The organism is Sporomusa sp., from assembly GCF_035561255.1.
Classification (GTDB): Bacteria; Bacillota; Negativicutes; order Sporomusales; family Sporomusaceae; genus Sporomusa.
The window spans coordinates 16,140-39,481 of sequence record NZ_DATMXX010000183.1; the positions used below are offsets into that span (position 1 = coordinate 16,140).

Annotated in this window: 24 protein-coding genes and 1 riboswitch; all 24 genes read left to right on the top strand. The window is 50.2% G+C overall.

The window, feature by feature from the left end:
* Window positions 1-53: 53 nt before the first annotated feature.
* On the top strand, window positions 54-1,358 hold the full coding sequence (locus VN379_RS10305) for a nucleobase:cation symporter-2 family protein (RefSeq protein WP_325533509.1): 1,305 nt from the start codon (window positions 54-56) through the stop codon (window positions 1,356-1,358).
* 100 nt (window positions 1,359-1,458) lie between these two features.
* The gene (yqeB, locus tag VN379_RS10310; protein WP_325533466.1) at window positions 1,459-2,247 is read left to right on the top strand and encodes a selenium-dependent molybdenum cofactor biosynthesis protein YqeB; all 789 of its coding nucleotides are present in this window, start codon (window positions 1,459-1,461) and stop codon (window positions 2,245-2,247) included.
* A complete protein-coding gene (locus VN379_RS10315; protein WP_325533468.1) occupies window positions 2,244-3,026 on the top strand; it encodes an XdhC family protein in 783 nt (260 codons plus the stop codon). Before yqeB ends, VN379_RS10315 begins: the two co-directional genes overlap by 4 nt.
* Window positions 3,019-3,330 carry an XdhC family protein gene (locus tag VN379_RS10320; protein WP_325533470.1) on the top strand — a complete coding sequence of 104 codons (312 nt, stop codon included), beginning with the start codon at window positions 3,019-3,021 and terminating at the stop codon, window positions 3,328-3,330. Before VN379_RS10315 ends, VN379_RS10320 begins: the two co-directional genes overlap by 8 nt.
* A 1-nt stretch (window position 3,331) precedes the next feature.
* Complete coding sequence (gene yqeC / locus VN379_RS10325; protein ID WP_325533472.1) at window positions 3,332-4,084, top strand: selenium cofactor biosynthesis protein YqeC; 753 nt, start codon at window positions 3,332-3,334, stop codon at window positions 4,082-4,084.
* Window positions 4,085-4,107: 23 nt separating this feature from the next.
* On the top strand, window positions 4,108-4,692 hold the full coding sequence (locus VN379_RS10330) for a nucleotidyltransferase family protein (RefSeq protein ID WP_325533510.1): 585 nt from the start codon (window positions 4,108-4,110) through the stop codon (window positions 4,690-4,692).
* A 103-nt stretch (window positions 4,693-4,795) separates the two neighbouring features.
* Window positions 4,796-5,797 carry an anaerobic sulfite reductase subunit AsrA gene (asrA, locus tag VN379_RS10335; protein ID WP_325533474.1) on the top strand — a complete coding sequence of 334 codons (1,002 nt, stop codon included), beginning with the start codon at window positions 4,796-4,798 and terminating at the stop codon, window positions 5,795-5,797.
* The gene (asrB, locus tag VN379_RS10340; RefSeq protein ID WP_325533476.1) at window positions 5,794-6,588 is read left to right on the top strand and encodes an anaerobic sulfite reductase subunit AsrB; all 795 of its coding nucleotides are present in this window, start codon (window positions 5,794-5,796) and stop codon (window positions 6,586-6,588) included. Before asrA ends, asrB begins: the two co-directional genes overlap by 4 nt.
* 14 nt (window positions 6,589-6,602) lie before the next feature.
* Window positions 6,603-7,556 carry a sulfite reductase subunit C gene (gene asrC / locus VN379_RS10345; protein ID WP_325533478.1) on the top strand — a complete coding sequence of 318 codons (954 nt, stop codon included), beginning with the start codon at window positions 6,603-6,605 and terminating at the stop codon, window positions 7,554-7,556.
* Window positions 7,557-7,678: 122 nt separating this feature from the next.
* On the top strand, window positions 7,679-8,959 hold the full coding sequence (locus VN379_RS10350; RefSeq protein ID WP_325533481.1) for a 4Fe-4S dicluster domain-containing protein: 1,281 nt from the start codon (window positions 7,679-7,681) through the stop codon (window positions 8,957-8,959).
* 210 nt (window positions 8,960-9,169) lie between these two features.
* Complete coding sequence (locus tag VN379_RS10355) at window positions 9,170-10,063, top strand: radical SAM protein (protein ID WP_325533483.1); 894 nt, start codon at window positions 9,170-9,172, stop codon at window positions 10,061-10,063.
* Window positions 10,064-10,136: 73 nt separating this feature from the next.
* Window positions 10,137-10,562 (top strand): VOC family protein, encoded by a 426-nt coding sequence (locus VN379_RS10360; protein ID WP_325533485.1) that lies wholly within the window; start codon window positions 10,137-10,139, stop codon window positions 10,560-10,562.
* A gap of 61 nt (window positions 10,563-10,623) precedes the next feature.
* Window positions 10,624-10,878, top strand: coding sequence for a zinc ribbon domain-containing protein (locus tag VN379_RS10365; protein ID WP_325533488.1), 255 nt, complete (start codon window positions 10,624-10,626; stop codon window positions 10,876-10,878).
* 315 nt (window positions 10,879-11,193) lie between these two features.
* Entirely contained in the window at window positions 11,194-13,422 is a 2,229-nt protein-coding gene (pflB, locus tag VN379_RS10370) for a formate C-acetyltransferase (protein ID WP_325533490.1), read from the top strand.
* 89 nt (window positions 13,423-13,511) lie between these two features.
* Window positions 13,512-14,258, top strand: coding sequence for a pyruvate formate-lyase-activating protein (gene pflA / locus VN379_RS10375; protein ID WP_325533492.1), 747 nt, complete (start codon window positions 13,512-13,514; stop codon window positions 14,256-14,258).
* Window positions 14,259-14,287: 29 nt separating this feature from the next.
* Window positions 14,288-15,127: a transposase gene (locus tag VN379_RS10380; RefSeq protein WP_325533494.1), complete on the top strand. Its 840-nt coding sequence runs from the start codon at window positions 14,288-14,290 to the stop codon at window positions 15,125-15,127.
* A 190-nt stretch (window positions 15,128-15,317) separates the two neighbouring features.
* Window positions 15,318-15,833 (top strand): ECF transporter S component, encoded by a 516-nt coding sequence (locus VN379_RS10385; RefSeq protein ID WP_325533496.1) that lies wholly within the window; start codon window positions 15,318-15,320, stop codon window positions 15,831-15,833.
* A 2-nt stretch (window positions 15,834-15,835) separates the two neighbouring features.
* The gene (locus tag VN379_RS10390) at window positions 15,836-16,594 is read left to right on the top strand and encodes an AIR synthase related protein (RefSeq protein ID WP_325533498.1); all 759 of its coding nucleotides are present in this window, start codon (window positions 15,836-15,838) and stop codon (window positions 16,592-16,594) included.
* 168 nt (window positions 16,595-16,762) lie between these two features.
* The gene (gene iadA, locus VN379_RS10395) at window positions 16,763-17,932 is read left to right on the top strand and encodes a beta-aspartyl-peptidase (RefSeq protein WP_325533500.1); all 1,170 of its coding nucleotides are present in this window, start codon (window positions 16,763-16,765) and stop codon (window positions 17,930-17,932) included.
* Window positions 17,933-18,040: 108 nt separating this feature from the next.
* Window positions 18,041-19,312 (top strand): uracil permease, encoded by a 1,272-nt coding sequence (gene uraA, locus VN379_RS10400; RefSeq protein WP_414714985.1) that lies wholly within the window; start codon window positions 18,041-18,043, stop codon window positions 19,310-19,312.
* Window positions 19,313-19,440: 128 nt separating this feature from the next.
* Window positions 19,441-19,764 carry a cupin domain-containing protein gene (locus VN379_RS10405; protein ID WP_325533502.1) on the top strand — a complete coding sequence of 108 codons (324 nt, stop codon included), beginning with the start codon at window positions 19,441-19,443 and terminating at the stop codon, window positions 19,762-19,764.
* Window positions 19,764-20,705 carry a DMT family transporter gene (locus VN379_RS10410; protein ID WP_325533504.1) on the top strand — a complete coding sequence of 314 codons (942 nt, stop codon included), beginning with the start codon at window positions 19,764-19,766 and terminating at the stop codon, window positions 20,703-20,705. Before VN379_RS10405 ends, VN379_RS10410 begins: the two co-directional genes overlap by 1 nt.
* Window positions 20,696-21,634, top strand: coding sequence for a tRNA glutamyl-Q(34) synthetase GluQRS (gluQRS, locus tag VN379_RS10415; RefSeq protein ID WP_325533506.1), 939 nt, complete (start codon window positions 20,696-20,698; stop codon window positions 21,632-21,634). The genes VN379_RS10410 and gluQRS overlap by 10 nt, the downstream gene beginning before the upstream one ends.
* Before the next feature lie 118 nt (window positions 21,635-21,752).
* Complete coding sequence (locus tag VN379_RS10420) at window positions 21,753-22,601, top strand: methyl-accepting chemotaxis protein (protein WP_325533508.1); 849 nt, start codon at window positions 21,753-21,755, stop codon at window positions 22,599-22,601.
* A gap of 264 nt (window positions 22,602-22,865) precedes the next feature.
* A riboswitch (cobalamin riboswitch) is annotated at window positions 22,866-23,047 on the top strand.
* Window positions 23,048-23,342: the final 295 nt, after the last annotated feature.

The window sequence follows — 23,342 nt, forward strand, 5'->3', positions numbered from 1 at the left end:
TATTAAGGGGGAGAATTGTGCAAAACAATCAATTGAAACATCCTGTTGACGAAATGCTGCCATTGGGCCAACTATTCACCTACGGTCTGCAGCATGTTCTGGCGATGTATGCCGGGGCGGTGGCTGTGCCGCTTATTATTGCCAACGCACTGGGGTTAAGTAAAGACCAGCTAATATATCTGATTAATGCCGACCTGTTCACCTGTGGTATTGCCACCCTGATCCAGACACTGGGCTTCTGGAACATGGGTATCCGTATTCCGATCATCCAGGGTGTAACCTTTGCCGCTGTAACACCGATGATTATCATTGGCAAGACCCACGGTTTGACAGGTATTTATGGTTCGATTATTGTTGCCGGAATGGTAACCTATTTAATGAGCCCGTTTTTTAGCCGGCTTATCCGTTTCTTTCCGCCTGTGGTCACAGGCACTATCATCACCATTATTGGTGTTACGCTCATGCCGGTAGCTGTGCGCTGGGCCGCCGGCGGCAATCCGGCAGCCAAGGATTTTGCCGCGTTCCCGTATATCTGCATGGCGCTGCTTACCTTGGTGCTGGTGTTGTTCTTCTACCGCTATTTTAAAGGATTCCTAAGCAATATTGCTGTTCTTTTAGGCTTAATCTGCGGCACTGTGGTTGCCGCTGTATTGGGCATGGTAAACTTTGCGCAGGTTCCGTCTGCCGCCTGGCTCGGTATTACTACGCCTTTTGCCTTTGGGATGCCGACCTTTGATTTTGCCTCAATCCTCGCCATGGTACTTGTCATGCTGGTCGTTATGACTGAAACAACCGGTGACTGTATTGCTGTGGGCGAGATCATTGACAAGCCTGTTACTCAGCAGGATTTAACCCGCTGTCTGCGTGCTGACGGTTTCTCGACAATGCTTGGTGGTATTTTAAATAGCTTCCCCTATACTGCGTTTGCCCAAAATGTTGGTCTTGTTGGCTTGACTAAGGTCAAAAGCCGCTTTGTTGTCGCCGCAGCCGGTGTTATCCTGGTGTTACTGGGCTTATTCCCTAAATTAGCAGCCATTATTGCCGCCATACCCAGCCCGGTACTGGGCGGCGCCGGTATTGCCATGTTTGGTATGGTAGCTGCCAGCGGCATCAAGACTCTGTCCAAGGTTCAGTTTGACGGCACGCATAATATTATGGTTGTTGCCGTTAGTATGGGTATCGGGATGATTACCCTGGCCGTACCCAATTTTTACCAAAACTTTCCCAGCTGGGCGCAGGTAATCCTCCACAGCGGCATTACTGCCGGCAGCGTAACCGCAATTATCCTGAATGCCGTCTTAAACGGTACAGATAAACCTGGCGAGGCTGCCATCGGCAAGCAGGAATATATTGGCTAATTAGCGAAAAACTAAAGGCGACAGACCTTATTGGCTGGCGCCTTTACTTATTATTGCAGCACAGGACATTCTTTTGACACACTACAAGGAGTTATACCCTATGAAAATAATTGTAATCAAAGGCGGTGGTGATCTGGCGACAGGCATTGCTCATCGCCTGCATCAGAGCCGCTTTAAGGTTGTGATAACCGAGTTGCCCAAGCCGACGGTTGTCCGGCGAACAGTCGCTTTTGCCCAGGCTGTCATTGACGGTCAGGCTGTTGTTGAAGGCGTGACTGCCCGCTTGGTAACAACTGAACAGGTGAGGGAGACACTGGCTGCCGGTAATATTCCGGTTGTCGTTGATCCTCATGCACACTGTGTCGTGGCCTGCCGGCCGCAGGCTGTCGTTGATGCCATTATCGCCAAGAAGAACACCGGCACCCGGATAACCGACGCACCGGTGGTTGTGGGGGTAGGGCCGGGGTTTACGGCTGGGATGGATGTGCATGCCGTGATTGAAACACAACGCGGTCATGATTTAGGCCGGGTGATCTATCAGGGACCAGCCAGTGCCAATACCGGTATCCCCGGTGCTCTGGGCGGCTACACCCTGGAGCGGCTGATCAAAGCGCCGGCTGCCGGTGTGTTCACTGCCTGCCGGAGTATTGGTGATACGGTAGCGGCCGGTGATATTGTCGGTTATGTCGGTGCTAAACCGGTTAGCGTGGTGATTACCGGTGTCCTGCGTGGTCTGATCCAAGATGGTCTGACAGTATTTGAGGGGTTAAAAATTGGCGACGTAGATCCGCGCTGCCGCCCGGAACATTGCTATACCATTTCAGATAAAGCCCGGGCCATCGGCGGTGGGGTCTTAGAAGCATTATTGCACATGGGGGTGGAGCGATGAGTAAAGCTATTTTTGAACGTCTCCGGCAGCTTGCCGGAGAATCCGGAGCTGCAGATATCATAACACTGATTAGTGCACCAGAACAGCAGGCCGGTAATATTGGGCAAATGCTGCTCATTACCGGTGGCCGGTACGAACAGCACTTGCTTGATGAAGGGTTTACCAGGCTGATTATGGCCGAGGTAAACAGTGCTGAATGGAAACGGCCACTGCTTATGACGATTGACTATGACGGCGGTCAATACCGGTTTTTCTGGGATAAACTGTCCCGGCAGAAGTCTGCTTTAGTGTTGGGGGCGGGCCATATCAGCCAGCCGCTTACCCAGATGCTGGCGATGGTTGGTTATGCTGTGACCGTCGTCGATGACCGTCCGGATTTTGCCAATACAGCGCGGTTTCCCCTGGCTGAGCAGGTCGTCTGCCAGAACTTTGGGAAAGCGTTGGCTGAACTTAGCCTGTCAGGGTTTGGCGCGATTATTATTGTGACCCGGGGGCACCGCTCTGATCTGGAGTGCCTGCGGGCTGTTATTGAGCAACCGGCAGCATATGTTGGTATGATCGGCAGTCAGGGGCGGGTTAGAGTTGTTATCAACACTATGACCGAGGAGGGCTTTGACAAGGATGCCCTGGCCCGGCTGCGGGCACCGATAGGGCTCGATATCGGGGCTGAGACGCCGGCTGAGATTGCTCTCGGTATTGTTTCGGAGATTGTTGCCAGCAAAAGCAATGCCGGCTGTCAGCCGATGTCTGAGAAACGGAGGTGTAAAGCTCATGGATGATGCTATGGTTCAGGCTATCTGCTCTGTCCAGCAGTCAGGTGCCCAAGCGGCTCTTGTCAGCATTATTGCCACACGCGGTTCAACCCCGCGCAAAGCCGGGGCAAAAATGCTGGTCTATCCCGATGGACGGGTTATTGGCACCATTGGCGGCGGCTGTGCTGAAGCTGAGGTTCGGCTGCAGGCGCTGACAGCCCTGGATGAAAACCGCTCTTTTACCTATAAAGTTCTGATGACAGGTGAAACGGCAGCCAATGAGGGAATGGCCTGCGGCGGGATGATGGAAGTATTCGTCCAGGTCGTGTAAGGTGCTGTGGGATGCATTGGGGATCAGCCGGCCTGGCGTCATTGCCTGTGTCGGCGCAGGTGGCAAGACCTCGCTGATTCAATCGCTGGCAGCCAGTGCGGGCAGACAGGGGTGGCCGGTTTTGATTACCGCGACGACTAAGATGTTTTCCTGCCAGGTAGACGGGTATGAGTTGATATTGACAGCCGACCCTGCTTTCCGTGTGTCCCAAGTGGCTGCAGCACTGCAATCAGGCCGGCCGGTCGCCTGGTTTGCCCGGCAAGAGGGTGAAAAAGTAATCGGAGTGCCGCCTGGGCTGGTCGACAGTATGGCTGCTCAAAATCCGGCGGCTTATATTCTCGTTGAGGCCGATGGTGCGCGCCACTCGCTCATCAAAGCCCCGGCAGCACAGGAACCGGTTGTTCCTGACTGTACAGCGACAACTGTCGGCGTATTAAACCTGGGGGCTGTTGGTCAACCGTTATCGCCTGCCAATACCCACAGGGTGGAATTAGTGTCAGAGATTATCAATAAACGGATTGGTGAGACTGTGGAATGGTGCGATATAGCCTGCCTGGCAGCGCATCGTCAGGGGATTTTCCAATATGCCCGGGGAACCAGGATCTTATTACTCAGTGGTGCTGAAACCTTAGCTGCCAGAATGGCAGCCGGGAGAATTTCCGCCACTGTATTAGCCCAGGGGGAGATTTCCCGTGTGGTCGTGACTGAAGGCTATGGCTGCGCCATGCAGCCCAGCGAGGTGTATAAGCGATAAATACCAGAATTGGTGCGGTCATTCTGGCCGCAGGTACCGCAAGCCGGATGGGGCAGCAAAAGCTGCTGCTGCCATTAGGCGGCAAACCGCTGATGGCTCATGTGCTCAGCACTGTGCACAAACTGCCATGGGCCGATTGTGTGGCTATTATTGGTGAACCGCAGGCTGAACTGGCTGAACTGTGCCGCCGGTATTCGATCCAGGCTGTCTTTAATGCTGAACGGATTAGCGGTCAGGCCTCCTCCATCACCCTGGCCCTGCAAATGCTAAAGCAACCCCTGGACGGGATTATGTTTTTCTTAGGCGACCAGCCGCTGGTAAATCAGGCCCTCATTCAAGCGATCCTCGCTTGCTTTATCCAGCAGGCAAGCGCTAAGTCAATTATTGTGCCCTGCCATCAGGGGCAACGCTATAGCCCGGTATTGTTCGGCAGTCATTGGCGCACCAGCCTGGCGGGATTAACCGGTGACACCGGCGGGCGCCAGGTCATTCACGGGAACCCTGAATGGGTTGCCCGGCTGGACTGGGCTGACCCTGCACCGTTTCATGATGCCGACACCTGGGAAGAGTACCAACTGCTGCAGAAGGTATATGAGCAAAAGACATAATTTCAAGAGAATACGAGGGCGGTTTGTGATTGATATCACAGACCGCCTTTGCTTTTTCATGTACCATCAAGATAAAACGTTTAAAAGGAGGCGTCGGCAAGAAATGGTCTACAAAATGACAATCGAACACTGTAATCAATACCTCCGGAGTTGGCAGAACGATTATAGGATGTATGCGCCGGTGGTATTTCCCGGGAAAGGCAGCTTTACCAACACGGATTCTGTCAGGTATCGGGAAATCACCGGAATTGAGGAAATCGCCTTTGATAAAAAGTCGGATTATTCCGCTAAGGAGATCCTGCTGCCAATTACCCAGACCTTATTTTACTTTACTGAAGATAATTGGACAGAACCAAAAATCAGCGACAAAAAAATTCTGATATTTGCTCGAAGCTGCGATATCCATGCGATCAAACGCCTGGATGAGATTTATCTTCGCAACGGGTTGGAAGATCCGTATTACAAGGTTTTTCGCGAAAAGGTGCGGTTTGCTTTGATTGAATGTCAGAATAGTTTTGCTAACTGTTTTTGTGTTAGCATGGGGACCAATTCTACCGATGAATATGACTTATTTGTCAGGTTAGCCGGGGAGTCGGTTTATATTGGTGTCAATAACAGCGAGTTCAACTGTTGTGATGAGCCGCAGGTTCAGAGTGAGCCGCTGTTTGTCCGGGAAAACCCTGTTACAGTAACGGTTCCCGAGAACATAGCCCTTACCGGGGTGGCCGGGTCGCCTGCGTGGCAGGAATATTCTGCCCGCTGTCTGGGGTGTGGGCGCTGCAGCTTTGTTTGTCCGACCTGCAGTTGTTTCTCAATGCAGGATATTTTTTATAAAGACAATGCCAATACCGGTGAACGCCGGCGGGTATGGGCATCCTGCATGGTTGACGGCTTTACCGACATGGCGGGCGGGCATGGGTTCCGTAAGGATAAAGGCGAGCGAATGCGCTTTCGCGTTATGCACAAAGTCGGCGATTATAAAAAAAGGTTTGGCCATCACATGTGTGTTGGCTGTGGCCGCTGTGACGATATCTGTCCGGAATATATCTCGTTTGCCAACTGTATTAACAAGCTGGCAACAGCTGCAGAGGGGGCGCAGGCATGAGTAATATCTATAAGCCGTTTAGATCGCGCATTTTGAAAATCGTGCCACATACCGACACTGATTATACCTTCTTTATGGAATATAGCGGCTCTGTTAAACCCGGCCAATTCTTTGAGGTCTCGATCCCTAAATACGGTGAGGCCCCAATTTCGGTGAGCGACATTGGTGATAACTCTATCGGTCTGACAATCCGGCGGGTTGGGGTTGTAACAAATACGATTCATGAATTGCAGGAAGGCGATGCGCTCTTTCTGCGCGGGCCGTACGGCAATGGATTTGATGCCGGCCTGTATCGCGGCAAGGAGGTTATCGTTGCTGCCGGCGGCACCGGCCTGGCACCGGTTAAAGGTATTGTTGACTATTTCGCCGCCAATCCCGGCGAGGCTAGATCGTTCACACTGCTGGCCGGGTTTAAGTCACCTCAGGATATTCTTTTTAAAGCTGACCTGGAGAAATGGCGGCAGACGATAAATATTGTTTTGACTGTTGATAAAAGCAATGACAGTTCGTACCTGGGTAATACCGGGCTAATTACCACATATATCAAAGATCTTTCAGTGACTGATATCAGCCAGGCCCAAATCATTGTAGTCGGCCCACCGCTGATGATGAAGTTTACGGTAGCGGAATTCCTGAAAAACGGGGCTGCTGAGGAGAATATCTGGGTTTCTTATGAACGAAAAATGTGTTGTGGTGTAGGCAAATGCGGCCACTGCAAAATGGATGATACCTATATCTGCCTGGAAGGCCCGGTATTTAATTATGTCAAGGCCAAAACGCTGCTGGATTAAGGGAGGGTGACAATATGAGCATGGATATCAACACCAAACGCTTAAAAAAGAATGCGTTTCGGGTTACGAAAGAACGCTATCAGACCGCAGCCAGAATCCGGGTGCCAGGCGGGCATCTTGATGCTAAATATTTAGAGGTGATCAGGCAAACCGCCGAGCTTTACGGCAATGGCACCGTACACCTGACTACCAGACAGGGGTTTGAGATCCCCGGTATCCCGATGGATAAAATTCCGGAAGTAAATGCAATGCTGCAGCCGGTCATTGAAGGCCTGAACATCAGCCAGATTAGCCCGGGCAGCGGTTATCCGGCAGCCGGAACCCGCAACGTGTCTGCCTGTATCGGCAGTAAGGTCTGTCCCTTTGGCAACTATGATACCAGTGCCTTTGCCCAGCGTATTGAGCAGGTTATCTTTCCGAATGATCATCATGTTAAAATTGCCCTTACCGGCTGTCCCAATGACTGTATTAAGTCCCGGATGCATGACTACGGTATTATCGGCATGAATGAGCCGCAGTATGATGCTTACCGCTGTGTCGGCTGCCAGGCGTGTGTCACTAACTGTAAGAAGAAGGCTTTTGGGGCTCTCCGGTTCGAGAACTTCAAGGTTACCCGCGATGCCGACAAGTGCATTGGTTGTGGTGAATGTGTAATTAAATGTCCTACCGGGGCCTGGACAAGAAGCAGTACTAAGCTGTACCAGCTAGTCATTATGGGGCGTACCGGCAAGCGGGATCCCCGTATTGCCCAGCCGTTCATCCGGTGGGTTGACGAAGCCAGTATTCTTGGGATAATCAGGAATACCTACGCCTATATTGACCAATTTATTGATAAAGAAGCCCCTGGCGGTAAAGAGCATGTCGGCTACATCGTTGACAGGACCGGTTATCCGGTATTCAGAGAATGGGTTTTGCGGGAGGTTGCACTGAACCCTGAAGCCCAGGTGGCCGAACACATCAACTGGTAATCAGCAGCCCCCCCCGTTACGTGCCATTATCCGTCTTTTCTGGTATAATAAAGCAATATGCCGCATTTGTTGTGCATACTGGCATTATAATAGCTTTGTTTAAGTTGCGGGAGGTTTGACCCTTGGGACACATTGTGAATGGTGAGCGTGAATACCGGCTGCTGCAGCAGCGTCTTGATCAAAACATAACCGGTGCGCCGTATTCGCCGGTATTTATCCAAATACTGAAGCTGCTGTTTTCCCCCGCCGAAGCCACCATTGCCAGGCAGATTCCGCTGCGGCCCACCTCAGTAGCGGCTTTGGCCCGCAAAATCGGACTGCACCAGGAAGAACTGCAGCAAAAGATCCTGACTATGGCGGAAAAAGGGCTGGTTTTTGACTTTGAATACCAGGGACAGAGCCATGTTGTATTAGCGCCTGTTGTTATTGGGTTCTTCGAATTTGTCTATATGCGTACCCGCGATGATTTACCGATGGGCGAGCTGGCTCAGTTGTTTGAAGTGTATATGTATCGCGATGACCGCTTTGCCCGTGATGTATTCCAGGCAGATACCCAGCTGGGGCGCGCGCTGGTCCGGGAAGCGGCGTTGCCGGCAGGTGACTACTCGGAGGTACTTGACTGGGAAAAAGCCAGCTATATTATTCAGTCGGCCAGGACAGTCGGGTTATCGCTCTGCGCCTGCCGCCACAAAGCCAGCCATCTGAATAAGGTTTGTGCGGCACCGCTTAAGACCTGCCTCACCTTTAATCAGGGAGCAGAAATGCTGATTAAAAAAGGCATGGCTGAGCAGTCCGGCGTCAGTGAAGCCATGGCTGTGCTGGAACAGTGCAAAGAGGCCGGCTTGGCGCAGATTGCCGATAATGTTCAGCACTCAGCAGGATTTATGTGTAATTGCTGTGGTTGCTGCTGTGGCATGATTCAGGCAATAAAAACCTTTGATTTACGGGGGGCTGTGGTTACCTCCAACTGGATAGCGGACATTGCAGCAGATACCTGTACCGGCTGCGGCCTGTGTGTCAAAGCCTGCCCTGTAACTGCAATCGGGCTTGAAGCAGGCAAGGGTGGTCGTCCCCATGCTGTATGCGAGGCCAGTCTGTGTCTGGGCTGCGGGGTCTGCCACTTTGCCTGCAAGCGGGGTTGTATCAGCATGAAGGGACGTGAGCAGCAGGTTGTAGTGCCGGAGACAACCTTTGACCGGATGGTGGCAATGGCTATTGAACGGGGGAAGCTAAGCAACTTTCTCTTTGACGATCCCTCCCGTCTCAGCCACCGGGCGCTGGGACGCATTGCATCAGTCATCGAAAAATCAGCCCCTGTCAAGGCAGTTATGGCAGTTAAGCCGATCCGCTCAGCCTTTCTCAGCGCCATCGCCGCAGGTGCCAAAAAATATACAGAACGCTAGCAACCGCGCTCGTGCAGGGCGCGGTTTTATTCCCTTTTGACAACACCGTCTGTTTTTGATACATTGAAGTTGTCTCATATTCCCATTTGACTTCAAATGACTCACGGGTGACTCAAGGGGACGGTTCTTCTGAGTCATTTCGTCGTTGCCGAAATGACTCAAGAGAACCGTCCCCTTGAGTCTATAATCTTAGATTAGAGGCGATGTATTTTGTATTTTGATCATGCTGAGGGCAATGTGTTTCGCCCGCCGAGTGAAGCCTATAGCTTTATCTTGCGGGTGACGATTGGGTGTTCTCACAATGCCTGCACTTATTGCAATATGTACCGGTCAGTTAGGTTTCGTACCCGCCCCCGGGATGAAATAATGGCGCAGATAAACGCTGCCAAGCCATATGCCCAGAACATCCGCCGCATCTTTTTGGCTGACGGCAATGCGCTGGTGCTGACAACTGATAAGTTATTGCAGATATTGACTGTTTTACGGGAGACCTTTCCCCGGCTGCAGCGGGTTTCCTGCTATGCGGGCCCTAAGGATATGCTGAATAAGACGCCGGCAGAGCTGATTGCCCTGCGGGAGGCCGGGCTAAAGCTTGTTTACTATGGCCTGGAGTCAGGGGATGATGTTGTTCTTAGAGATGTCAATAAGGGGGTTACCGCGGCGGAGGCGATCGAGGCCGGGCAGCGTATTGTGGCGGCCGGTATCAAGCTGTCAGTCATGGTGATTGCCGGTCTTGGCGGCAGAGAGGGTTCCGGCAGGCATGCCTATAACACGGCCCAGGCGATAAATGCCATTCGCCCTGCTATGCTGAGCGCGTTGACGCTGATGCTGTACCGTGGCAGCCAATTACTGGATCAATTTGAACGTGGCGAGTTTGTGCCACTGCCCCCGGCTGAGATTATGGGTGAGCTATATCAAATGATAAGTGCCATTGAATTACCGCCGGCAAGCCACTGCCTGTTTAGAAGCAACCATAGCTCTAATCATATTGCCCTGGCGGCCACTTTGCCCAAAGATAAGGACAGGCTGCTTGAAGATATTAGGGCAGCCCAGCGCCAGTTGGCCAACGTGACTGGGTGGGACCCGTATAATAATGTTGAATAATAGGCTGAGAGTATTGAGGCAGTCAACCGTTCTGATTTAGATTAAAGTTAAAAATAATTGAGGAGAACTTCTGATGCGACAAAAATTAAACATCGTAACCCTTGGTGTCAATAATTTTATTGCTGCGGTTGATTTCTATCAAAAAGGGCTGGGGTGGCAGCCTTCAGCCATGAGTCAGGAGAGTATTGTATTCTTTGACCTGGGCGGGGTGGTATTGGCTCTATATCCAAGAGAACTGCTGGCCGAAGATGTTGGCATTGCCCCTGCCGGACAAGGCTTCTCAGGAATAACGCTGGCTCACAATGCCAAAAGCAAAGAAGAGGTAGACGCGGTTCTCAAACAGGTTGAAGGCCTGGGGGCAAAAATAGTAAAACCGGCGCAAACCGTATTCTGGGGCGGATACAGCGGCTATTTTTCCGACCTGGACGGCTATCTGTGGGAAGTGGCCTGGAATCCTTATTTTGAGTTTGATGACCAGGATAATTTAATTATGACTTAATATAAAGCCTAGTGAAGGTTTCCGGAATTATCACTACGTGTAAAAAAAGGAGAGGTGCATTGTGGATAAGTTTTGTCAAAGTTGTGGAATGCCGCTCAATGGTCAGGACCTGTTAGGGTCGGAGGCAAACGGTACTAAAACAGAAAAATACTGCATGTATTGTTATCAAGACGGTCAATTCAAACAACCTGATCTAACTCTGGCAGATATGATTGAGCATTGTGTACCACACCTGAAAGAAAATGGGATGACTGAAGCTGCCGCCAGAAAACTGCTGCGCGAGCATCTGCCAAAACTAAAAAGGTGGCATAACTAGCATTTAAGGGGTGGTTCTAAGAACTACCCCTTAAATTTAATGATTATATCAAAATTTTAGAATATAACTACTTCTTCTCAACCACTGGACAAACTTTGCCAATGTGTTGCATAATGAATACACAGGCGAAAAAGTTGTCGATTGAACTCGAACAATGTAGCAATTTGTCTTAAAAATTTGATGGTTACCGATTGCAGACCGGGCGGAGAAGCAAAAGTACACGGTTTTGTATGAGGTGAAGGCCGACCGCCTGGGCATTCATGCCAGGCGGTCTTATATTGTAATTGTTAGAATATTTAATGAGGGGGATTTGACATGAAAGCATGGGCAGGATTTAAAGGACAGGTTTGGCAGGAGAGTATCAATGTTCGTGATTTTATCCAGCTGAACTATAACCCGTACGCCGGTGACAGCCAATTTTTAGCAGGGCCGACTGTCAGGACAGCCAAGCTATGGGAACAGTGCAGTGAACTGATAAAACAGGAGATTAAGAATAACGGTGTTCTTGCCGTTGACCCGACTATAGTATCAACCCTTACCTCTCACGGTGCCGGCTATATAGATAAAGATCTGGAAACAGTCGTTGGCCTTCAAACCGATGCCCCACTTAAGCGGGGCGTTATCGTAAATGGCGGTATTCGTATGGCTGAGCAGGCGTGCGAGGCGTATGGCTATAAGCTGGAAGAGAGCATTAGCGATATCTATCATAATCATGCGACAACCCATAATACCGGTGTTTTTATGGCCTATACTGAAGAAATGAAACTGGCCCGCGGGACGGCTATTATTACCGGACTGCCTGACGCGTATGGCCGTGGCCGGATTATTGGTGACTATCGCCGGATTGCGCTCTATGGTATTACCCGCTTGATTGAAGCCAAAAAACAAGACTTGCAGGACCTGGCGAAGAAACCAATGACCGAGGATGTTATCCGTCTCAGAGAAGAGGTTTCCCGTCAAATTGGCGCCCTCAAAGATATGATCACAATGACGAAAGCCTATGGCTTTGACCTGTCCCGTCCTGCCGAAACCGCAGCTGAGGCTGTGCAATGGCTGTATTTCGGTTATTTGGCTGCTATTAAGGAACAAAATGGTGCGGCTATGTCGCTGGGCCGGGTTTCAACCTTCCTTGATATTTATCTTGACCGGGATTTAGCGCAAGGCAGCATCACCGAAGCAGAAGCCCAGGAACTTATTGACCAGCTTGTTATCAAGCTTAGACTGGCGCGTCAGCTTAGGACCCCGGATTACAACGAACTGTTTGCCGGCGACCCCTTATGGGTAACTGAGGCCATCGGCGGTGTAGGTATTGACGGTCGTCCGCTTGTGACCAAAACCTCTTTCCGTATTCTGCATACCCTCTACAACCTTGGCCCGGCACCTGAGCCTAACCTGACAGTACTCTGGTCAACTGAGCTGCCTGAGAACTTTAAAAAATTCAGCGCGCAGGTGTCCATTGATACCAGCGCTATCCAATATGAAAATGATGATGTCATGCGCCCCTCTTACGGTGATGACTATGCGATTGCCTGCTGCGTATCTGCAATGCGGGTAGGTGAGCAGATGCAGTTTTTTGGCGCCCGTGCCAATCTGGCCAAAGCGCTGCTGATGTCCATCAACGGCGGCCGGGATGAGGTTAGCGGTCAGCAGGTAGCCCCTGTACTGCCTGTGCTTGAGGGCGAGTATCTGGACTATGATACAGTCCGCCAAAACTACTCTATTGTCATGGACTGGCTTGCCGGCCTCTATGTCAACACAATGAATCTAATCCACTATATGCATGATAAATATGCCTATGAGAGGGCTCAAATGGCGCTGCACAATACCGAGGTCGGCCGCCTGATGGCTTTCGGTATTGCCGGTTTGTCAGTTGTTGCTGACTCGCTGAGTGCCATTAAATATGCCAAAGTCAGACCAATCCGCGATGAGCGCGGCATTGCCACTGATTTTGAAATCATTGGCGAGTCCCCTTGCTATGGCAATGATGACGAGCGGGTAGATCTCCTGGCCCAGGAAATTACTGCCGAGTTTTCCGCCAACCTGAAAAAGCATCCGGCCTACCGTGATGCCGAACAAACCCTGTCAGTACTGACAATTACCTCAAATGTCATGTACGGCAAAAAAACCGGTTCAACACCTGATGGCCGTAAAGCCGGTGAAGCCTTTGCCCCAGGCGCTAATCCGATGCATGGCCGTGACCAGCGTGGTGCACTGGCTGCTGTGAACTCAGTAACCAAGCTGAGCTATGAAGACTGCCGCGACGGTATCTCCTACACCTTCTCAATCGTGCCTGGTGCTCTCGGCAAGTGCTGCGATTCACGGGTTAATAACCTGACTGCGGTACTTGACGGTTACTCAGAGAATAACGGTCACCATATCAATGTTAATGTACTTGATCGTGCTGTGCTCGAAGATGCCATGGAGAACCCTGAGAATTATCCGCAGCTAACGATCCGCGTCTCAGGTTATGCTGTAAACTTCATTAAACTGACCCCTGCCCAACAGCGGGAAGTGATCAGCCGTACCTTCTACGAAGCCGTTTAAGTCACAAGCAGTCACGATAGCTTCCACTGCGGCCAGATCGCTAAAACGCCGCGTAAACAATGGTGTGATGACAGAAAGGGAGGAAGAATATGTCGCAGCAATATGGATACTACCATTCTATAGAAACATTCGGAACCGTTGACGGCCGGGGCATTCGTTATGTACTATTTCTGGCCGGATGTTCTTTAGGTTGTAAATTCTGTCATAATCCGGACACCTGGGTACGCGGTGAAAAAACGATTAGTGTCGAAGCGGTAATGGCCGATATTAAAAAATATCGCCGGTATTACGAAGCTTCAGGCGGCGGCATCACCCTGTCTGGTGGTGAGCCGCTCCTGCAGCCTGATTTCGTGGCCGGGGTCTTTAAGCAGTGCCGTGAGCAAAATGTTCATACTACCCTTGATACGGCAGGTAATTGCCCGGAAGACAGCCTGGAGCACGTGCTGCCGTATACTGATGCTGTATTATTTAGCATAAAAGCGGTTGATCCCGACAAACACCGCTGGCTGACTGGCGCCGACAATACCCGGATACTTGCTAACCTTAAAAAGGTATCCGCAGTATTGCCTGTTGCCCTGCGCTATGTAGTTATTCCCGGTATTACGAATACCAGGGAGGATATTGACGCGTTGGCCGAACTGATCAAGTCTTTACCAGGCCAGGTTGCTGTAGAGCTGCTGCCCTATCATACATTTGGCCGGAAAAAATGGGCTCAGCTTGACAGAACCTATCTGTTAGAGGGTGTCCCGGATGCGACGCCGCAGGATATGGCGAAAGTTCAGGCTCTGTTGAAAGAGCGGGAGATCAATGTTTTACACGAAAACAAGGCAGGTTAGTTTTGAGGAGCCAGCACCGGACGACCGGAATGCTGGCTCCTGTTATTTTTGTAAAGACGAGGGGACGGTGGTTCTGTCTTGATAAAGGTAACCTGAGATGGTATAATTTTCAAGAGGTGAGAATATTGGCAAGAGTGGCTAGGGTCAAAAGCAATAGCGGTATATACCATATCATGCTAAGGGGTATAAATAAGCAGCTAATATTAGAAGATGATGAGGATAATCAAAAATTCTTAGCAGTATTAAAAGAATGTAAAGCGATCAGTGAATATAAGCTATATGCCTATTGTTTTATGGGTAACCATATCCATTTATTATTGAAGGTTGAAAAAGAGGGTTTAGAGCAAATCTTTAAAAGAATAGGTGCCAGATATGCGTATTATTATAATTGGAAATATAAAAGAAACGGGCATTTGTTTCAGGACCGGTTTAAAAGTGAGCCGATAGATAATGATAGCTATTTATTCACTGTATTAAGGTATATACATAATAACCCCGTTGATGCCGGACTAACCACAGCACCGGACCAATACCGGGGGAGTAGTTATAATGAATACCTGAAGTCGCATAGCCTGGTAGATGTCGATTTCATTTTGGGAGCGATGAGTAGAGATCAGTTTGTACATTTTCATCAACAGCGCGATAATAATAGCTTTTTAGATATTAGAGAAGATAGCTTTAGAATGACCGATGCCGAGGCAAAAGTAATCCTCCATGAGGTTAGCGGAGCAGAAAGTACCACTGCTTTTTCCGGCTTAAGTATTATAGATCGAAATAGATTTATTAAGGAGTTGCGAAAAAGAGGCTTATCGATCAGGCAAATCTCCAGGCTGACTGGGATAAGTAAAGCAATTGTTGAAAAAAATTAGCAAGACAGAACCACCGTCCCCTCGTCTCCATGGAATCTATTGCTGTTTGATGAGCTTTGCAGGAATTTTAGGATAAGTTGGTAAAGTAGTATATTGACAAATAATCGCATGCTATTGAGCATACTAGAAATGCTCGGCATTGTATTGATACTTATAGATTCAGCCGGCTAAGATCACGGGGGGAACCATCTTGCATTTAAAATCAGGTATTTTAACGGCATTATTTATTGCATTAAGTTTTATCGGGGCTAATGTAAAGGTGTTGGGGAGCATTGCCTTTGACTCGATGCCGGCATTTTTGGGAACACTGCTGCTTGGGGCGTCTTATGGTGCTGTTATTGGTGCTGCCGGGCATTTCCTGACAGCGTTATTGTCAGGATTCCCTTTGACACTGCTTGTTCATATTATCACAATGGGTATTATGGCGGTTACTATGGCCGCTTTTGGCATAATCTACCGGCGTTTTGCAGCTGACAACCGATTTTCAGTACAAGGGGTATTGGTAGCAGGGATTGTTGCTGTCTTAATTAATGGGCCGGTAGGCTTATTTGTTTTATCGCCATTATTGGCGCCCATGATAGGTCAGGCCGGAATAATAGCCTTGATGCCGATTGTTTCCGGTGTAGCTGCGCTTAATGTGCTCTTAGCAGTTGTTATATACCGGATGTTGGGCAATGCTAAGGCAAGAGAGGCAAAGGATAAATAAATATGAAAATAAAAAAAGTAAGAGACTTGACCTTAGTGGATCTGGACCAGGATAAAACCATGGTAATAGCCTGTGACAGTTGTGGCAGTATTGGCCTGAAAGACGGCGACGTGCTGAAGGTTTCCCCCTTTATCACCGGCAAATATGCGGCCAGGGTGGCTATTCTGGAGGTTGTGTGCGCCGGGGCTGAGGTCATTTGTTTGACAAATACCATCTGTAATGAAATGGACCCTACCGGCAAGGCTATTATCCAGGGCATTGAGGAGGAACTAAAGGAGGCCGGCATTAGCGAGATTGTCCTGACCGGCAGTACAGAAGAGAACTTTTCAACAGTGATGACCGGCTTGGGGATAACGGCAGTTGGTCTTGTTGAGACTAAAAAACTGAAGGTCAATAATATCAAGGGCGAGGCGTTGCTGGTTGCCCTTGGACAGCCTAAGGTTGGCCAGGAGGTATTGAACACCAGGCAAGAGGAGCATGTGGGTTATGGCACGATTAAGCAGTTGCTGCAGGATGAGAAAGTATATGAAATAATTCCTGTTGGCTCCAAAGGGATACTATATGAAATGCAGGAATTAGCGCGTAATAACCGGCTGCACCTCACGGTATATGATCATATCGGGATTGATATCAATAAATCGGCCGGACCCAGCACTGTTGTTATTGCTGCAGTCAGCGCTAATTATTTCAGTAAATGGAATATTGCGGGCACTATGGTGTTGCTGGGAAAAGTATCCTTGGAGGCATTGGCATCCCAATAACATATCCTGTATCACAGTAGTATTAATGCACAAGTCAGCACCGGTAACAGGCTGTTGGCTTTTTTTATACCGGTAACAAGCTTGTCTCAGGAACAACAAAATACTGAAGGTGTGGATTTAACCTAAATACCGCATAATAACAGGAGATGAATTTGGTTAGAGGTGTAAATGTTTACAATCTTAAAAGGTGGCACTATCTTTGCCCCTGAAGACCTGGGGGTGCAGGACCTTCTGATCGCCGGAGCGGTAATTGCCCATATCGCTCCTGGTATCAAACCAGCTCCTGAGTATGGCCAAACGCAGGTGATTGACGTGACCGGCAGGCGTATTGTGCCAGGCTTTATTGATCAGCATGTTCATTTACTGGGCGGCGGCGGCGAGGGGGGGTATGCCACTCGCACGCCGGAGGTCGTGTTAAGCGACATTACTATGGCGGGCATAACGACCGTAGTAGGCTGTCTGGGTACTGATGGCATTACCCGCAGTATGGCCGGGTTATTGGCGAAAGCCAGGAGCCTCGAACTAGAGGGAATCTCTGCTTATATCTATACAGGGGCGTATGAGGTGCCACCGCCGACAATTACCGGCAGTGTACGCTCCGACTTGGTGCTTATTGATAAAGTAATTGGTTGCGGTGAGATTGCGATTAGCGACCATCGCTCCTCTCAGCCAACCCCAGCAGAGCTTGCCAGGCTGGTTGCTGAAGTCCGGGTGGGTGGCTTATTAAGCGGCAAAGCAGGTGTGCTGCACCTGCATATTGGGGCCGGGGTGCGCCAGCTTAGTCTGATTTTTGACATCATAACTGAAACCGAAATCCCGGTGGCTCAGTTTGTGCCTACCCATATCAACCGCAGCTGGGATCTGGTTAACGCCGGCATCAGGCTGACTCAAATCGGCGGGGTTATTGACTTTACTGCTGCCGCGTCCGATGAGTCCGGTCAGGATGCTTTCCTCACCGCAGCGCAGGCAATTGAGCATTGTCTGGAGCAGGGGGTATCCATTGACTGTATGACAATAAGCTCAGACGGCCATGGCAGTCTGCCGGTATTTGACGGCAAGGGGGGCATAAGCGGGCTGAAAGTTGCTAAAATGACCGGCCTGCACGCGGAGATCAAAAACCTGACAGCCAGCGGGCTCCCGCTTAATCAGGCCCTGCGGCCAGTCACGATTAACCCGGCCAAAATTCTCAAGCTATACCCGGAAAAAGGGGTGCTGCAGCCTGGTAGTCATGCCGATATTGTCGTGCTTGATGAGAATCTCAACATTGAACATGTTTTTGCCAAAGGCAAGCTGCTTGTTCACCGGGGACAGGCCAGTGTCAAAGGGACCTTTGAGTAAGCAGCTATTTGCAACAAAGGCGTTTATGGCTCAGTAGGGTAGTGTGTGACCCTGACTGCAAAATACTTTAGCGCGTGTAGATAGCCAGCAATTTAAGGAGGAATTTTAGTGAGACGCACAATTCAGGTAGAAGAAAAGCTGCCGCTCATTGAAACGCTGCCACTAAGCCTGCAGCATTTGTTTGCCATGTTTGGCGCCACCGTACTTGTCCCGATCCTGTTTAAAGTGAATCCGGCAACCGTGCTCTTATGGAATGGGATCGGGACGTTGCTGTATATCTTTCTTACTAAGGGGAAAATACCGGCCTATCTTGGCTCAAGCTTCGCGTTTTTGTCGCCGGTATTTCTGGTATTGCCTCAGTATGGTTATGGCGCGGCCCTGGGGGGATTTATTGCCGCCGGTATTGTGTTCACGCTGGTGGCGCTCAGTATCCGGGTTATTGGTACCAAATGGATTGATATTATTTTTCCGCCGGCTGCGATGGGGGCCATTGTCGCCATCATCGGCCTGGAACTGGCCCCGGTCGCTGCCGGGATGGCAGGACTTACGGCTGCAGCACCGGATATGAAAACCATCACTGTCTCACTATTTACCCTGGCAGTTACTGTGCTTGGGTCAATTCTATTCCGCGGCTTTCTGGCCGTTATTCCGATTCTGATTGGTATTCTTTCCGGGTATGTCCTGGCTTTGCTGCTGGGGATGGTTAATGTTGCTGCTATCAGCGCCACACCCTGGTTTGCCTTGCCGACATATTACGCCCCTGAGTTTAACCTTCAGGCCATTGCCATCATTGTGCCGGCATCGCTTGTTGTTATTGCCGAACACATTGGTCACCTGGTAGTTACCAGCAATATTGTCGGGCGTGATTTAGCGGCCTCGCCCGGGCTGTACCGCTCCCTGCTTGGTAACGGTCTATCCACCATTCTGTCAGGCTGCTTTGGCTCAACCCCCAATACTACCTATGGGGAGAATATCGGGGTTATGGCGATCTCCAAAGTCTATAGTGTCTGGGTCATCGGCTGTGCGGCAGTGATTGCCATTATCCTGTCTTTTGTCGGTAAGCTGGCAGCCGCCATTCAGAGTATCCCGGCCCCTGTTATGGGCGGTGTATCACTCCTATTGTTCGGGGTTATTGCCGCATCAGGCATCCGTATATTGATTGACGCCAAAGTGGATTATAACCGGTCACGCAACCTCCTGTTAACCGCCATTGTTCTCATTATCGGCATCAGCGGTGCCCAGCTAACCTTCGGCTCTGTTACCCTCAAAGGCATGGCCCTTGCCACAATTGTAGCAATTGTCATCAGCCTGACCTTTACCATATTGGATAAACTGGGTCTTACCAATGATATCCTGGCAGGCGAGTCTGATCAGCAGTAGGGGTATTGACAATAAGCCATCTTTTAGTCTCCTGCCTGGCGGCGGGAGACTTTTCTCATAGACAGGAATATACTTGTCAGTAGCGAATGGTATAAAAATAATGACAGATGGCAAAGGGGAGTTTGCAGATGGTAATACGGGATACAGATAAACAATTTGTCAGCGCGATGCCTGGGGTGCAACGAAAAACGCTGGCAGTAGGCGATAAGTCAATGGTGGTAAAATTTGTTCTGGTGGCTGGCGCTGAATTGCCTCGTCATAACCATCCCCACGAGCAGGTGGGGTATCTGATAACAGGTGAGATGATCATGACCATTGATGATCAGGATTACCCGTTGGTGGCTGGTGACAGCTGGGCCATTCCCGGTGGGGTGGCGCATAGTGTCAGGGTGCTGCAGCCTATAGAAGCAATTGAGGTATTTGTGCCTATCAGAGAGGACTATCTCGGCTAATGAAACTAACTAAAGACTCAGCTATCTATTTTATTATGCTGCTAGTGCCGTTGTTTTGGGGCGGCGCATTCGGCAGCACCAAGCATGTATTATCAGAATTGCCGCCGCTTACGACCTCGGCTGTCCGGTTTCTTTTGGCCGGGCTGCTCCTGGGTGGGTGGCTGGCCATCCGCCGGGAGTGGGACTTTAAGGTTATCAAAGAAAATTGGCTGGGTTTGACCGGATTGGGCTTGAGCGGTGTACTGGCCTATAACTATTTCTTTGCAGTTGGGCTGCAGTATACCTCGGCGATTACCGGGGCGCTGGTTATTGTGATCAATCCGGTAACAACAGCGATTGTAGCTGTTGTATTTCTTGGTGAAAGGTGGAGTCTGCGCCTGGGGCTTGGCATTGTTGCCTCACTGGCCGGTGTACTGACGGTAATCACGCAGGGAAACTTTGCCTCACTGGCCGGAATGTCGTTAAACTATGGTGAGATGCTGCTGTTTGGCGCTGTTGCCAGTTGGACCACATATACCTCACTGGGTAAGGTTGTTATGAAAAGTGTTAACCCTGCTTTGGCAACTACTGTATCAACGCTGATTGGTGCGGTGTTGCTGGTACTGATTTCACTTAGTGAAGGAGCGTGGCACACACTGCCCCGCCTGTCAGGCCAGGTTATGGTGGAGTTAGTGTATCTGGCGGTCTTTGCCACCGTAGTAGCCTTTATTATGTTTAATATTGGTATCAAGCGCATCGGTGCCAGCAAGGCCAGCGCCTACATCAATCTGATGCCGGTCAATGCTATGCTTATTGCCTGGGCAATCTACGGAGAAACGATTACACTCATGCATCTGGCAGGTATGGTGCTGGTGGTGACAGGTGTGTGTTTAACTACGCTCGCACCCACTGCCAGCGCTGCCGGCAAGACAAAGGAGGACCCACTGGAGTTATGCGAATAATGCGGGGGCGGTTTGCCCCCAGTCCCACCGGTGACATTCATTTAGGCAACATCTGGACAGCACTGCTGGCTTGGCTGCAGGTCCGGTCAGCCGGGGGCGTCATGGTGCTCAGAATGGAAGACCTTGATCCCGGACGGTCGCGACCACTATATGCCGACAGGCTGATGGCCGATATGAAGTGGCTGGGGCTGGACTGGGATGAAGGACCGGATGTCGGCGGACCGTATGCTCCCTACAGCCAGCACGAACGCCGTGATTTATATCAGGCTGCCCTGGAACAGCTGGCAGCAGACGGCATCGTGTACCCTTGCTACTGCACCCGGGCTGAGCTGGCTGCCTCCGCACCCCACTCCGGTGATACCGAACGCATTTATTCCGGTACCTGCAGGCGGCGCGAGGTGGCTGAAGCCTGCAAGGGAGCCCGGCAGCCGTCCCTGCGCCTGGTTGTGCCGCCCGGGATAACCTCTTTTACTGACCTGCAGGCAGGTGATGTCAGCCAGGACATCAGCCAGGAGGTTGGTGATTTTGTTGTCCGGCGTTCTGATGGTGTCCATGCCTATCAGCTGGCTGTTGTCGTAGACGATGCTGCCATGGAAATTACCCATGTCTTACGCGGGTATGACCTGTTAAGCTCAACACCGCGCCAACTGCTGTTATACCGGCTGCTGGGGCAGCCCGCTCCGGTATTTACCCATGTGCCGCTCCTGATTGCCCCTGACGGGCACCGGTTATCTAAACGGCAGCAGGATTTGTCGATTGCCTGTTTACGGGCGCAGGGGGTTAAGGCTGAAGCCATTATTGGCTATCTGGCCTATAAAGCCAACCTGATCGACGCTCGCCAGCCTGTTAAGGCAGCCGAGCTAATCGCCAGTTTTGATGTGAGTAAGTTACAGTCTGATCCGGTTATTGTCGATAGCCACGACCTATAAAATATCCGGGTTTTATTTTGTCGAAAAAGAGGGTTTTTTAGCAGAAAAGCGAATATCTAACATCCGTATAAAATAGATAATAGACTGGCATTGCGCTGGTCTGGGGGAGATGTTAAGTATGAGGCAGCTTACCGGGTACCAGATTTTAGATATGTTTTGTGATTTAGCTCCATACATTAACGATATCGTTGCGGCTGACGTCGGCTTTACTGTCATCCGTGACGGCAAATACGTCCTGTATCTACCTGCAGACGATTTGGACCTCAAAACCCAAATTGGCGACCCTGTACGTTCAGGTGCCAGTAAACAGGCCCTTGAAACAGGAAAACAGGTTGTCAGGGTCGTTCCCAAGGATAAATCACCCTATGGGATTGCCTACATAGCCTGCGCGCTGCCGTTCAAGGAAGGCGATCAGGTTGTCGGCTGTGTCACGACGACCCAGAGTATTACCATTATTGAAAGCATTAATAGCGCCACCAGTGAACTGGCTGCTGCTTCGCAGGAACTGACAGCAGGCTTACAGGAACTGGCCAGCCGCTCCTCCGGGTTAGCAAATACCAGCAATGAGCTTGAGCAATTAGGGAAAACACTGCTGGCTACTGCCAATCAGACCAATGAGATTGTAACCTTTATCAAGAATGTGGCCAGTCAGACCAACCTGCTGGGTCTGAACGCTGCCATCGAGGCCGCCCGGGTAGGCGAAATGGGCCGGGGGTTTGCGGTGGTTGCAGCTGAGGTTCGTAAACTGGCCGTGTCCAGCGCTGAATCTGTTACCCAAATATCCTCGTCCCTCGCTGCAATTCAACAGGCTATTACTGAACTGACTCGGAAGATTGACAATATTGATCAGCATGTAAGCGGGCAAACCGAGGCTGTGCATGAAATGGCTAAATCCAGCCAGTCGCTGGCAGAATTGGCTTCTAATCTTGCTGAATCGTCACGGAAAATTTTTCAGATAACAGAATAAATCAACCCTTGACTAGAAAAGCAGCCATGAGCAAAAGCTCGTGGCTGCTTTAACGCATTCAGTCAAGAACCGTCCACAAATTCTGTGTAAATCTTCTTTTGGGGGCAACGCAGAACCCTATGGCGGTCAATTTGATTTGTAAATAACTAAAGCAGCAGTTGGGATTGAACGATGGGGGAATATGTCGAAATTAGTAGGATAAAAGACTTCGACAAAATTAACCAATTATGATAAACTTTAGAAAATGGATAAAACAAATAAAAAATAAATATTTTCGGTACAGGTGTCCACAAGGACATAATAGAAAAGCCGGTTAAAGGCCGGCGCGGTCCCGCCACTGTAATGGGGAGCAAATCCATGGTATGCCACTGAGACAACCGTCTTGGGAAGGTTTGGAGGCGCAATGATCCTAAAGCCAGGAGAACTGCCTGTACAACAATCACCGTTGACCTGCGAGAGATGGGGAGGGGATTTGGATGCATTCTTTGCATTTTTGTTCTGGTAGTTTTGCCGGGATAAAATAAGAAGCCTCTGATGATGTCTTTCACATCGCAGAAGGCTTCTTTTTATTTGGCTGTTTAAGATCAACAGACGACAGGTCTTTACCCGGCACTAGGATATCTGATGCGGCAAGGTATGTATAATCAGATGCAAGGGGTCTGCCGAACAACTATACCTCAGTGAAAGACGGTGAATAGAGTGGCTCACTGCCGCTGGCGTTGTGCCTTTTCCTTAGGACTG